At 55.0% G+C, this 13,395-nt stretch carries 11 protein-coding genes; 9 read left to right on the forward strand and 2 right to left on the reverse strand.

Annotated features, from left to right (window positions below; genetic code table 11):
- A complete protein-coding gene (locus tag ACR0B3_RS11555; protein WP_480809201.1) occupies positions 1-774 on the reverse strand; it encodes an urease accessory protein UreD in 774 nt (257 codons plus the stop codon).
- Positions 775-1,213: 439 nt separating this feature from the next.
- Here ACR0B3_RS11555 and urtA point away from each other — a divergent pair, with 439 nt between their 5' ends.
- The 5 genes from urtA to urtE are packed head-to-tail and all read left to right on the forward strand — an operon-like array spanning position 1,214 to position 7,176.
- Positions 1,214-2,494 (forward strand): urea ABC transporter substrate-binding protein, encoded by a 1,281-nt coding sequence (urtA, locus tag ACR0B3_RS11560; RefSeq protein WP_480809202.1) that lies wholly within the window; start codon positions 1,214-1,216, stop codon positions 2,492-2,494.
- 60 nt (positions 2,495-2,554) lie between these two features.
- Positions 2,555-4,507, forward strand: a complete 1,953-nt coding sequence (gene urtB / locus ACR0B3_RS11565) for an urea ABC transporter permease subunit UrtB (protein WP_480809203.1) — start codon at positions 2,555-2,557, stop codon at positions 4,505-4,507.
- A 3-nt stretch (positions 4,508-4,510) separates the two neighbouring features.
- Positions 4,511-5,740, forward strand: coding sequence for an urea ABC transporter permease subunit UrtC (gene urtC / locus ACR0B3_RS11570; RefSeq protein ID WP_480809204.1), 1,230 nt, complete (start codon positions 4,511-4,513; stop codon positions 5,738-5,740).
- A complete protein-coding gene (gene urtD / locus ACR0B3_RS11575; RefSeq protein WP_480809205.1) occupies positions 5,737-6,477 on the forward strand; it encodes an urea ABC transporter ATP-binding protein UrtD in 741 nt (246 codons plus the stop codon). Before urtC ends, urtD begins: the two co-directional genes overlap by 4 nt.
- Before the next feature lie 3 nt (positions 6,478-6,480).
- A complete protein-coding gene (gene urtE, locus ACR0B3_RS11580) occupies positions 6,481-7,176 on the forward strand; it encodes an urea ABC transporter ATP-binding subunit UrtE (protein WP_480809206.1) in 696 nt (231 codons plus the stop codon).
- A 133-nt stretch (positions 7,177-7,309) separates the two neighbouring features.
- Here the strand turns inward: urtE and ACR0B3_RS11585 are convergent, their stop codons facing one another.
- The gene (locus tag ACR0B3_RS11585) at positions 7,310-8,926 is read right to left on the reverse strand and encodes a GMC family oxidoreductase (RefSeq protein ID WP_480809207.1); all 1,617 of its coding nucleotides are present in this window, start codon (positions 8,924-8,926) and stop codon (positions 7,310-7,312) included.
- Positions 8,927-9,163: 237 nt separating this feature from the next.
- On the opposite strand from ACR0B3_RS11585, the gene ACR0B3_RS11590 reads away from it, so the two are divergent.
- The 4 genes from ACR0B3_RS11590 (at position 9,164) to ACR0B3_RS11605 (ending at position 13,289) form a co-directional block, all read left to right on the forward strand.
- Positions 9,164-10,396 carry a TRAP transporter substrate-binding protein gene (locus ACR0B3_RS11590; RefSeq protein ID WP_170687649.1) on the forward strand — a complete coding sequence of 411 codons (1,233 nt, stop codon included), beginning with the start codon at positions 9,164-9,166 and terminating at the stop codon, positions 10,394-10,396.
- A 78-nt stretch (positions 10,397-10,474) separates the two neighbouring features.
- Complete coding sequence (locus tag ACR0B3_RS11595) at positions 10,475-11,140, forward strand: TRAP transporter small permease subunit (protein WP_170687650.1); 666 nt, start codon at positions 10,475-10,477, stop codon at positions 11,138-11,140.
- Positions 11,140-12,498: a TRAP transporter large permease gene (locus ACR0B3_RS11600; RefSeq protein ID WP_170687651.1), complete on the forward strand. Its 1,359-nt coding sequence runs from the start codon at positions 11,140-11,142 to the stop codon at positions 12,496-12,498. The genes ACR0B3_RS11595 and ACR0B3_RS11600 overlap by 1 nt, the downstream gene beginning before the upstream one ends.
- A gap of 11 nt (positions 12,499-12,509) precedes the next feature.
- The gene (locus ACR0B3_RS11605; protein WP_480809208.1) at positions 12,510-13,289 is read left to right on the forward strand and encodes an IclR family transcriptional regulator; all 780 of its coding nucleotides are present in this window, start codon (positions 12,510-12,512) and stop codon (positions 13,287-13,289) included.
- Positions 13,290-13,395: the final 106 nt, after the last annotated feature.

Raw genomic sequence — 13,395 nt, forward strand, 5'->3', positions numbered from 1 at the left:
TCAAAGCATCCAGCATCGGGGCAAATTGTCGTTGTTCAACAGGCGCAAAACCGGGATCAGTTCGCAGCGCAGAAGAAAGCTGTCTTTGGCCAGAATGCGAATGACCATCAGATCACGTTGGACCAGACTGGCTCCGGCTGTGTCTGGCAGCATTTGGCGAATGGTATGCAACTGGCCCTCTGCAGCCGAAGAGGCAAAAACGACCAACGCCATCGCCCCAGCCCCATTTGCGCAATGCGGCTTGGATAGCCGTTCATTGAGGTTGCCGGAGAATCTGATCGTGTCCAGAAAGGCAAGCTGTCCGTTGCACCAAACCTCAATCCGGTCGCGCAGTCGGACGTCGGTCAGCGTCTCTCCCATGGCCGAGCGTCCAAAGATCAGGGGCTCAACCAAAAGCATCTCGGCACCGGCTGACACCTCAACTCTTAGACGCCGGTCCAATGCGCTTCCGTCGAACAAAATCGTTTCTTGCGGCAACCAGTTCATTCGTGCATCCGGCGCAACAACCAAGTGGTTGGTAACCTGCCCAAAGGCCCCGGGCTGCGATTTGTAGGCCCGTTCGCAAGCCTGCGTCGTAAGCGACAGAGAAGTTGCTTCTGAAGCCGTGGCTGAGAACCGGAAAGCGTCTCCACCTGTCACGCCCCCCGCTGTATTCAACAAAACGGCCTCGAGATTGTTCGAACTGTTTCTGGGAAACAGGCACTTCAGTGACCCTGATTGCCGGAAATTGTCCAAAACTGATCGCTCACCCAGCAGTTTTGTACTGAGATTCACCGCCCCCGCCGCGCGCGGCGGCTTGTGGTGTTCGACGACAGATATGGTTGGAATCTGTGTAATAGTGCACCCGCAAACAGACTTTCTGTGCACTTTGTCTCCCAGTTGCAGGGCCGGAACACTATTATGTGTTGCCGCAGACTTGCGAGTTTCCGCATCAATTGATCAGATTTTAATCACACACCTAAGTGTTGGTCTAAAAAATGGGCAGAAACAGCCGAAGACCAGAATTGGCTATCCAGCAGGTTGCCAAGATTGCTGCGATGCAGAAACCGTATGTGTGCCCGCCGCGGAGACGACCCGGGGGTGTGTGACGGCTGCGCGAATTGGACCTCGGACACAACCGCCACACGGAACGCAACAACAGTTGCGGGGATCAGGTAGAAGAAGAATGCGTCACGACGCAAGCCCTCTCTCCCGGCCCCGTCAGGAGAATGACATGACCTCTCTCAAATCCTCGCTCGCCGGATCGGTTGTATTTGCTGCCATGGCCACCGCTGCGCTTTCAGCGGAAGACACCATCAAAGTGGGTGTTCTGCACTCGCTATCGGGCACGATGGCGATTTCGGAAACCACTCTGAAAGATACAATGCTGATGTTGATCGATCAGCAAAACGCCAAGGGTGGATTGCTTGGGAAACAACTTGAGGCCGTTGTTGTCGACCCTGCATCTGACTGGCCGCTGTTTGCCGAAAAAGCGCGCGAACTGCTTACAGTGCACGAGGTTGACGTCATCTTTGGCAACTGGACTTCAGTAAGCCGCAAGTCGGTCCTGCCGGTTATTGAAGAGTTGAATGGCCTCCTGTTCTATCCGGTTCAGTATGAGGGCGAAGAATCCTCAAAGAACGTGTTTTACACGGGGGCAGCCCCGAACCAGCAGGCGATCCCCGCCACTGATTACTTCCTGGACGAGCTGGGTGTTGAGAAATTCGCGCTGCTTGGCACTGACTATGTCTACCCTCGCACCACCAACAACATTCTGGAAAGCTACCTGACGCAAAAGGGCGTCGCGGATGACGATATCTTCGTAAACTATACCCCGTTCGGCCATTCCGACTGGTCCAAAATCGTTGCTGACGTTGTCGCGCTGGGTGCTGACGGCAAAAAGGTTGGCGTGATCTCGACCATCAATGGTGACGCGAATATCGGTTTCTATAAAGAGCTGGCCGCCACTGGCGTTTCGGCTGATGACATTCCTGTCGTGGCCTTCTCGGTCGGCGAGGAAGAGTTGTCGGGTCTCGACACCACTAACTTGGTCGGTCATCTGGCCGCGTGGAACTACTTCCAGTCGGCGGATACCGAAGCTAATGCTGAATTCGTTGACACTTGGAAAGCCACCATGGGTGACGAGCGTGTGACCAACGACCCGATGGAAGCGCATTACATCGGCTTCAATATGTGGGTCAACGCGGCGACCGAGGCCGGATCGACCAAAGTCGATGACGTCCGCGCGGCGATGTATGGGCAGGAGTTTCCGAACCTGACCGGTGGCACTGCAGTCATGCTGCCGAACCACCACCTCGCCAAGCCGGTTCTGATCGGTGAAATTCAGGAAGACGGTCAGTTCGACATCATCAGCGAGACCGAAGTTGTGCCGGGCGACGCCTGGACTGACTTCCTGCCGGAATCGGCAGTCTTGATATCGGATTGGAAAGAACTGGGCTGCGGTATGTACAACACTGAGACCGAGACCTGCGTTCAGACACTGTCGAACTACTAAACGACATGCAAGGCGGGTGTAATGCCCGCCTTGCCCTAAAGACACCTCGGATTTCACCATATGTTACGACTATTCCTTGTGGGCCTCGCATTCCTGTGCGCCTGCCTGACCGCCAACGCGCAACAGGGCGGTCTGCAACCGATCCTACAAGAGCATCAAGAGATCATCGCCAAAAGCGCACGCAAGACGATTGGACCCGCGATTGATGCGATTGCCTCCAGTGGGTTGCCTCAGGCGCAAGTGATGCTTGAGACATGGGCTGCCAAGAACATGTGGATGCGCAAGTCAGACGGCTTGTTCTTTGCCGGCAAGAAGGGTGAAGGAAGGTCTTATGAGCTAACTGATTTCGATACCGGAGAGGTTGTCGGCACGTTTGAGAAGTCCGATCTGAAGCAATTGAAACCCAATAGCGGCATTCGCGCGATGATCGGAACTGCTCTGGTGCAGTTCCAACTGACTGATCCAGACCGCGCTCGGCGGCTGGCCGCTTTGCAATCCATCCAACGCGATCCCGAACGGGCCTTGCTGGAGCCTTTACGAGCGTCGATTGCCGATGAACCCGAGGCGGACCTGAAAGCCCAGAAACAACGCCTCGAACGGCTGCTGACGATTGGATATGACGCCGATACCACGGCGCGCGTGGCCGCGATTAAGCAAATGTCTGACGATCTTGGCGTCGACGTCCGTGGCGCGTTGAACCCACTGATCGCTACGATGCGACAGGCGGCAGCCGAACTTCCATCTGCTGCGAATATCGCTGCCGTATTGGAGCCGGGTTCCAGCGAATTGTCGCGCGATGAAGCCTATAACTTGCTGGTCACTGATGATCTAGCATCCCCGCAGGTTCCACCAGATGATATCCGAGCAGCTCTTGCGGCCAATATTGAGGGTGGCCGCGTTGGTGACATCCCGGTCGCGCAACTGAATACGGACGCCGCGCGCGCTCGGGCCTATGCGGCTTTGGCCGAGGCCGGTGTTGTACCCGCCTTGGTGACCGAGGCCGACATAGATACGGCACTGGCTGAACATGTGTTCTTTGATATCTACACCGAGCCCTCACCCGAAGTGACCGCTGCCGCAGTGCTGGCACTGGAACAGATCGAGTTGAAGGTCGGCCTGAACCAAACCCTCGATCTAACGCTGGACGCAATTTCTCTGGCCTCGATCTATTTCCTTGCCGCCATCGGTCTGGCCATCACCTTTGGTGTGATGGGCGTCATTAACATGGCCCATGGCGAGTTCATTATGATGGGTGCCTACACCGGTTACGTCGTACAACAGTTCATCTCCGACCACACGCTTTCGATCATCGTTGCCATCCCGATGGCTTTTGCCGTCACTTTCGCAATGGGTGTCGCGATGGAGCGGCTGGTGATCCGTTGGTTGTATTCACGCCCACTGGAGACTCTGCTGGCGACGTTTGGCATCTCGATCGCATTGCAACAGCTGGCCAAGAACATTTTCGGCACGCAGGCGCGCCCGCTGACCGCGCCGGGCTGGCTGGATGGGGCCTGGGTGCTGAACGATGTGGTCTCGATCAGTTATATCCGTATCGCGATCTTTGTGCTGGCGATGATCTTTCTGGGGCTGTTTCTGTACATCATGAAACGCACCCGGCTGGGGCTTGAGATGCGCGCTGTGACCCAGAATCCACGCATGGCCGGGTCGATGGGGATCAACCCGGAGCGGGTGAATATGCTGACATTCGGGCTGGGTTCGGGTATCGCCGGGATTGCCGGGGTCGCGATTGGTCTGTTCGCCAAAGTCACCTCGGACCTGGGCAGCGATTACATCGTGCAGAGCTTCATGACGGTCGTCGTCGGTGGTGTCGGCAACATCTGGGGTGCTCTGGCGGGCGCGGGTATGATCGGTTTTCTGCAGAAAGGGATCGAATGGGCCAACCCTTCGAACACCCTGGCCGCGCAAACCTATATGATCGTTTTCATCATCATTTTCATTCAGTTCCGGCCAAGAGGCATCATCGCCCTCAAAGGTCGCGCGGCGGGGGATTGAGCCATGGAACGCAGTTTTGTCGCCAAATATCCATCCGTGCTGGTCTTTCTGGCCATCCTGTCCCTGTTCACTTTGGGCGTGACCGTCCTGTCCGAAGGGTTCGGGATCGGTGTGATCTCGACCAGCTTCGTCAAAACGCTAGGCAAAACCTTGTGCCTTTGTCTGATCGCGGTGGCGATGGATCTGGTCTGGGGGTTCACCGGCATCCTGTCTCTGGGTCATTTCGCCTTTTTCGGGTTGGGCGGGTACATGATTGGCATGTGGTTGATGTACGAGCGCACGCGCCTGATAGTGGTCGAGTCACTATCGCAAGCCGAAATCCCACCCACACCTTCCGAGGTCGTGGACTCTATCGGCACACAGATTTTCGGCGTCGTCGGGTCATCAGAATTTCCATTTATCTGGGTCTTCTCGGACAGCCTGTTCCTGCAACTGGCGCTGGTGGTACTGGTGCCGGGTCTTCTGGCGCTATTCTTCGGATGGCTCGCCTTCCGAAGCCGAGTGACGGGCGTGTACCTGTCGATCCTTACCCAAGCGATGACCTTGGCGCTGGCCCTGTACCTGTTCCAGAATGACAGCGGCTTACGCGGCAATAATGGCTTATCTGGCTTGCAGAACCTGCCGGGTGTCACAGCCTCGCAGGATGTGGTGTCGGTCTGGTTCCTCTGGGCCTCGGCGCTAGCCTTGGGGCTGGGCTATATGCTGGCTGCGTGGATCGTATCAGGCAAGTTCGGCTCAGTCATTCGTGGTATTCGCGACAACGAGGCACGGGTGCGGTTCCTCGGATATTCGGTCGAGGTCTACAAGCTGGCCGTGTTCACTTTGACAGGCTGTATTGCTGCCATCGCGGGGGCGCTCTATTACCCACAGGCGGGCATCATCAACCCCGAAGAAATGGCGCCCATCGCGTCGATCTATCTGGCCGTTTGGGTTGCCATCGGCGGGCGTGGTCGACTGTACGGCGCGGTCATAGGTGCAGCTTTCGTCAGCCTGCTGAGCACGTGGTTCACCGGCGGGCAGGCCCCCGATATCCCGTTAGGCTTTTATACGATCAAATGGGTCGACTGGTGGCAGGTCCTGCTGGGCGTGTCATTTGTGCTAGTCACTCTGTTCGCCCCGCAGGGCATCGGAGGCCTTTTCGATCTCTGGACCAATCGCCGCGCGCCGCAGCGCCACGGTGCGGACCTTGGGCCTGACGATGGGGCGCTGCGCGAGAAGGAGGCCACCGAATGAGCACTTTGTTAGAAGTCAGTGGTGTATCTGTCACGTTCGACGGTTTTCGTGCCATCAACAACCTGTCGTTCCAGATTGGTAATGCGGAACTTCGTGCCGTGATTGGGCCCAATGGGGCAGGCAAGACGACTTTCATGGACATCGTCACCGGCAAGACCCGACCCGACGACGGCCACGTGATCTGGGGCGAGAAATCCATATCGTTGCTACGAATGAGCGAGGCGAAAATTGCACAGATAGGCATCGGCAGGAAATTTCAGAAACCGACAGTGTTCGAAGACCAGACTGTGCAGGAAAACCTGCTGATGGCTCTTAAAAACAAGCGCGGTTGGCTCGGGGTTCTGTTTTATCGTCCGTCAGCGGAGGATCTGAAGCAGGTTGAGGAGTTGGCTGCAGAGATCGGGCTGAAGGAGGAGTTGAATCGCAAATCCGGTGAACTCAGCCACGGTCAGAAGCAGTGGTTGGAAATAGGGATGTTATTGGCACAAGAACCCCGCCTGTTGCTGGTCGACGAACCTGCCGCCGGGATGACGCCACAAGAACGCGAACATACGACCGACCTGCTGGTGCAGGCCGCCAAGACCCGCGCCGTGGTTGTGGTGGAACACGACATGGAATTTGTCCGCCGCCTGAACTGCAAGGTCACGGTCCTACACGAAGGATCGGTTTTGGCAGAGGGTTCACTGGATCACGTCACTTCAAATCAAGACGTCATCGACGTTTATCTAGGACGCTAAGCGATGCTGAAACTGACCAACCTGACCCTGCATTATGGGCATTCGCAAATCCTTAACGGCATTTCGATGGAGGCCGCGACCGGAGAGGTGACTTGCGTGATGGGAACCAATGGTGTTGGGAAAACCAGCTTGATGAAAGCGATATCGGGAACGCATCCACGCTCGGGTGGTGACATCTCGCTGAACGGAGAAAGCTTACCCCGATTATCCGCACACCAGATGGCATGGAAAGGCGTCGCCTATGTTCCGCAGGGTCGGGAAATATTTCCATTGCTCTCGGTACGTGAAAACCTGGAAACCGGTTTTGCTTGTCTGCCATCTGACGAACACTTCATCCCGGATGAGATTTTTGATTTGTTCCCTGTCCTCAAGAAGATGCACAACCGTCGCGGGGGTGATCTTTCCGGCGGGCAACAGCAGCAACTTGCGATTGCGCGCGCGCTGATTACAAAGCCCAGGCTTTTGCTGTTGGACGAACCCACAGAAGGCATTCAGCCCAACATCATCCAACAAATAGGTGAGGTGATACGGCATCTGAGAACAAGCGGCGAAATGGCAATTGTCCTAGTCGAACAGTATTTCGATTTTGCATATGATCTTGCCGACCGTCTTGTCGTGCTGCGCAGGGGCGAAGTCATTGCAAACGATATCCGCGCAAATCTGACTCGTGATGAGGCTTTGCAGGCCGTATCAGTTTAGAACTTAATGCGGCCGTTCAGTATCGTCGTAGCCCAGTTTACCAATATGGATGCTGAGCATTTGCTAAGAAAAGCAGGCGCGTTGTCGGGGGCAATTAGATCAGTTGCCGCCCTGAACGATTGCATCAAAGCGATCAAACCGATTGCTTGCGGTCTTCCAGAACAAGATCGCTACATTTCTCACCAATCATGATCGAGGGTGCATTGGTATTCCCGCTGATGATGTCAGGCATGATCGAGGCGTCTGCTACGCGCAAACCGGCAATCCCGTGAACGCGAAGTCGCGGATCCACCACCGCCATGTCATCGATACCCATTTTGCAGGTCGACGTCGGGTGGTAAATTGTCTGAGCCAAATCGCGTGCCGTTTCAAGGTGTTCTTCGTCTGTTTCGACCCGACCTTCGGGAACATGTTCGCGCACAATGAAAGGCGACAGCGCCTTGGTTTTAGTCATGGCGCGCGCGAATTTGACGGCACGGATCGCGCAGAGTTGGTCTGCTGTCGCGGACAGATAGTTTGGCACAATTTTCGGATAAACATGCGCGTCCGGAGACGAGACGTGAATATGACCCCGGCTTTCGGGGCGTAGCTGACAAACGGAGGATGTGAAACCCGAGAACGGATGCATTTCAATCCCGGGCTTGTCGGCCGAAAGTGGTTGGAAATGGAATTGAATGTCTGGAGTGTCCAGCCCTTCCATCGACTTGGCAAATATAGCGACCTGAGACGCGCCAAGGCTCATCGGCCCCGTCCGGCGCAGGGCGTATTCGATGCCGATACCTGCACGGTTGATCAAGTTGTTGATCGCATCATTCAAGGTCGGCACGTTGACTTCGTAAACCAGTCGTATCTGCAGGTGATCTTGGAGGTTCTCGCCGACACCTAGCAGTTCATGGCGGGTCTCGATCCCAGCTGCTTGCAACACCTCGGGGTTGCCAATGCCCGAGATTTCAAGAAGTTGCGGTGAGCCGATTGCCCCGGCCGACAAAATGACTTCTCCACCCGGATTCAGCAATGCCTTCTGCGGGGTGCCTTTCCGGTCATAGGCAATGCCTGTCACAGTCCGGGGTTCATCGGTCGCGAATAACAAACCCTTTGCGTGGGCGTGGGTTTCGATGTCGAGGTTGTTCCGGCTGTCCTTGATTGGCGTCAAAAATGCTTTGGCCGATGAGCAACGGAATCCACCCTTTGCTGTTTGATGAAAATACCCCGCGCCCTCTTGAGTGTTCCCGTTATAATCGTCGGTTCGTGGCACACCCATTTCGACTGCGGCATCGATGAACGCTTCTGAGATCTTGGATTTGGCGCGGATCAGCGAAACGGCCAGTTCGCCGTCCTTGCCATGTAGGTCAGAGTCGGATTCTTCGTGGCTTTCTGATCGCTTGAACAGTGGTAACACGTCATCCCAGGACCAACCGGTGTTACCCATTTGGGCCCAACGGCTATAGTCCTCCTTCTGCCCGCGTACATAGAGCAACCCATTGATCGAGGACGAACCGCCCAACACTTTGCCGCGCGGCCAATCAAGCGAGCGATTGTTCAAGCCGGGATCGGGTTCAGACTTATAGCACCAGTCCGTTTTGGGATTGTGGAGCGTTTTGAAATATCCAACCGGAATATGGATCCAGGGGTTCAAATCTCTACCGCCTGCTTCCAGTAGCAAGACACGGATATTGGGATCGGCAGACAGCCTGTTCGCGATCACGCATCCGGCAGAACCTGCACCTACGATGATGTAGTCATACGACATTTCTGAAACCGAATTTTTGGCAGTGGGAGCGTTGAGAGAAACGCAGGTTTTCTGCGAGGCGAGACCGTATTCGACACTTTAGTCTGTGAATGGAAAAGCCTAAGAAGACAGAAGCGCCCGTTATCTCCATTTCGGTCCCTCATCATTTGAGTCGAAAAACATCTATACAATTTGAGTCTTTTAAGCTAGCTTTTTTGATACTAAACGTCTCATTTTTTGCTATCAGGGAGGTAAGCAATGGAGATCGGTAAGAAACTGAGCGGTATTTCGCGTCGGGATTTTTTCCGGGTCGCAGGCCGCTATGGCATGAGTTCCACTTTGTTGGCGGCAGGAGGTTTCGGGGGCGCGATGAGCCTCGCAAATCTGGCTCAAGCTGCTGAATCAACTTACGAAAAACGGTTCTCGAAAGAAGCCAAGCACACGCTGAAATTTGGTGCCTCGGGCTTCAACACACGAAATCTGCTCATCGAGCGTGCCGGTGCGATCGAATTCGCGCGTGATCTTGAAGAACGCACTGACGGAGAGATTCGCATTGAGTTCATTGGCGACAACCAGATCTGCGGCCAGCTGAGCTGTGTTGAGAAAACCCAGCAGGGTATCGTCGACATCTACGCAGCCTCGACGCAGAACTCAGCCGGTGGCGCGCCGTATCTGAACGTCTTGGACTACGCTTATATGTTCCCCAGCCGCGCGGCTCAGTATCACTTCTTCTATAGCCCCGAAAGCCAGCGCATTCTGCGCGAGCCTTTGGAAAAACGGCACGGGCTGAAGTTCCTGTTTACGCACTGTGAACTGCGTGGCCTGCAGATGGGTTCGACATTCTCTGACAAGCCGACGGTCACCAAGCTGGAAGAGCTGTTCGGCACGAAAAACCGCGTGACAGGGACACAGCTTGGCCGCATTGCAATGCAGCTGCTGAACCTGAACCCGGTGCCCGTGGCTTGGGAAGAGACACTGGACGCACTGAAAACCGGTTTGATTGATGGTGCAGAAACCTGGGCCTCGGCCGTGGCATATGCCAACATGGCGCCTGTTGTGTCACAATCTGTGAACCTCAAGTTCTTCTGCGGAACCGAACATACGTCAATGTCGGCCAAAGTCTTTGATGGGCTGAGCGGTGAATTGCAGGATGCGGTTATGGAATCCTCATATTTCACGCAAGCTCTGATTCAGGGCGCAAACGAAGCGGCGCTGTTGAATACAGTTGGTTTCTCGGAGCCGCAGCTTCCGGATACGATCTTCGCTGAAAACGGCGTACGTCCGGCCTTCCTGCCGGATGATCAGATCAAACTGGCCGAAGAAATGTGCGCTCCGAATTACAATCCAGAACCTTGGGCACAGTGGCGTGAGCGTCTGAACAAATGGGCTGGTGGCATCGATACCTACCAGGAAATCTACGACATTGCGCGAGAAATCCCTGCAGATACACTGCCGGAAAACGTCGAACCGCGCCGTTGGTGGAAGTCCTAAGATAGCGGATAATTTGGGCGGTCTTGGATCAGGACCGCCCGAATTAACACAAGAAGACGAGATGGGAGGGAAGGTGCAATGTCTCTTTGGGCAGACATCGGTACGATTTTTGGTGCATTTCTGAGTCAGGATTCGTTTGAGATTCAATCCGCCTTACAATCAAATGCTGCCTGGGTGGTCGGTGCGGTGGTTGCTGCGATCGGCGGACTTGCAGTGTTGGCTCTGTATCGTGCCTCACCATTCATCGAGCGCCACCTTGAGCGATCGGTGATGGTCTATTCCTATCTGGCCATCGCACTGATCATCTTTTGGGGGGTCATTGATCGCTTTGTCTTTAATGACCAAGAGCCTTGGTCCACCACAATTCCTCCGCTTCTGTTCATGGTCATGGCTTGGTTTGGGGCGTCTTACAACGTAAGACTGCGCACGCACCTTAGCTTCAGTGAATTTCGCACCGCCATGCCGCGCGGCGGGCAATTGGCATGTCTGTTCCTGGACGCGATATTATGGTTCATCTTCGCCGTCATTATCATCGTTACGACCTCACGTTTGGTGGCCCTTTCGGCCTCAAACTTTCAGATCGTTCTGGGCACCGACAATGTCATGCAGTGGTGGTTTTTGCTGGCCGCGCCGTTGTCGTTTTTTCTGATGGTAGGGCGTGTGTTCCAGAACCTCGCGGATGATCTTCACAATTGGAGAACGGGCGAACCGCTCATCAAACAAGCTGTGATTGGGGCAGACTGATGGCAGATGGAACTTTGGTTACGCTGATCTCTTTAGGGGTCACCTTTTTATTCATGCTGGGGGTCCCAGTCTTCCTGGTCATTGGGTACTGGGTGATTGGCTGCTCGTTCGTTCTGGGCCTGACGCTGGACAATATGGGCGCGGAGTTGTTGAACGTGTTCAACAAGGGCTTTGCCCTGCTTGCAATGCCGCTGTTCATCCTGACCGGCGACCTGATCAACAAATCCGGTATCGCGCGGCGACTGAGCGATTTCGCCTATGCCTGTCTTGGCTGGATACGCGGCGGCTTGGCAATGGCGTCGCTGGGGGCCTGCGGTCTGTTCGCTGCAATCTCGGGGTCAAACTCTGCTACTACAGCGACGATCGGATCGATGTTGCACCCCGAGATGGTCAAGGGTGGTTATGATGAGAGGTTCAGTGCAGCGACAGCGGCTGCAGGTGGTACCGTGGGGATCATCATCCCGCCTTCGATTATCTTCATCGTTTACGGGTTCCTCATGAACCTGCCGATTTCCGAATTATTCGTGGCTGGCATTTTGCCTGGGGCACTGATGGTCATGGGTATGCAACTGGCATGCTGGATCATCTGCCGCATGAATGGCTGGGGCCACCTGATCCCGCTGCAACTGAACCGCATTCTGAAAACCGCATTCGGTGCATGGCTGGGTTTCTTCGCCATCGGTCTGGTTTTGTGGGGAATCTACACGGGCAAATTCTCACCGACCGAGGCGGCTGGTGTAACCGTCGGGTTCTGTGTCATTGCCGGTCTGGTCAGCTATCCGATCAACCGGATCATGGGCGCGCGGAACGACATTCCACCAACCGAGAAAAGCTTTGCCGAGATGTTCGTGGTCGAAGGGTTTACTATCCCCGAGATACCCTCGATCGTTATCCGTTCGGCTCAGATCACCGGCATTCTCGCACCGCTGATTGCCGTATCGGTGGTGATGCAGCAAATCCTGTCTCTGCTTGGTGCACAGCAAACAATTGGGGATTTCGTAACGTCGATGGGCGGATACTATGCTGTTCTGTTCACGTCGATGGTGATTGTCTTCTTTTCAGGCATGGTGCTTGAGAGCCTTCCGGTGACCATCATCCTTGCTCCGATCCTTGCACCAATTGCGGCCTCGGTCGGGATTGATCCGATCCATTTCTCGGTGATCTTCCTTGTGGGGGCATCCATCGGCTTTATCACGCCACCTTATGGTCTGAACCTCTATGTCGCTTCTGGCGTAACCGGAGTGCCGTATTTCCGACTGTTGCGGTATACGGTTCCTTATCTGGCTGCGTTGCTGTCCGTCTGGATAATGGTTTCGCTGGTACCCGATCTGGCCTTGATCCTGCTGCCAAATAACTAGAATGTGGCAGGATGGCCGAGCTAGATGCACAAGACAAAGAAACACAGATCCCGACAAACCTGCGCCTGTTGCTGATCCTGGAAGAGGTCGCAAAACGTGGCGCAGCCGTCAAACCGTCAGACCTGATTGATGCATTGGGTCTGGCGAAACCAACCGTACATCGGTTGCTGCAGACAGCCGAAGCCGAGGGTTTCCTCCAACGCGATCTGGACGGGCGTTCATATGGTCCAGGCCGACGTTTGCGACAGCTTGCGGTTAACACCATCTCGACCGAGCATCTTCGTATTGCACGTTTGGCGATCTTGCGCAGTGTCGCTGACGAAGTCGGCGAGACCTGCAACCTGGCGATCCCGGACCGGGAAGGAATGATCTATCTCGACAGGGTCGAGACCAAGTGGCCGCTCAGAATCCAGCTGCCGATCGGCACTCAGGTACCGTTTCATTGTACAGCCAGCGGCAAGATGTACTTATCTACATTAAGGCCAAAGACATTGAACGGCTTTTTGTCCGCAGGACGGCTTACCCCCCAGACAGAGCGCAGTTTGACAGATCCCGAAGCCCTGCGAGCCGAGCTAAGACAAGTCCTTGCGAATTCCTATTCAACGGATGACGAGGAATTCATGCCTGGTATGGTCGCAATCGCCGTACCGGTTTTGGACGGGCATGACCGATTGGCAGCAACGCTTTCTATTCATGCACCGGTACAACGTCACTCTGTCGAAAGCTTGTTGACGCATCTAGAACTGCTACGAGACGGTGCTGAGAAATTATCCAATATCATCGTCAGCTGATTTTTTTTGATGAGCTTTTTGAGCGACGCTCACTGAACTTTAAAGTGCCGATCTGGCATCCGCCTGCGACGGGATGAATTTGATTCAACCCGATCGTGAGGTTTTC

It is taken from the genome of Ruegeria sp. CE9 (genome assembly GCF_056537425.1).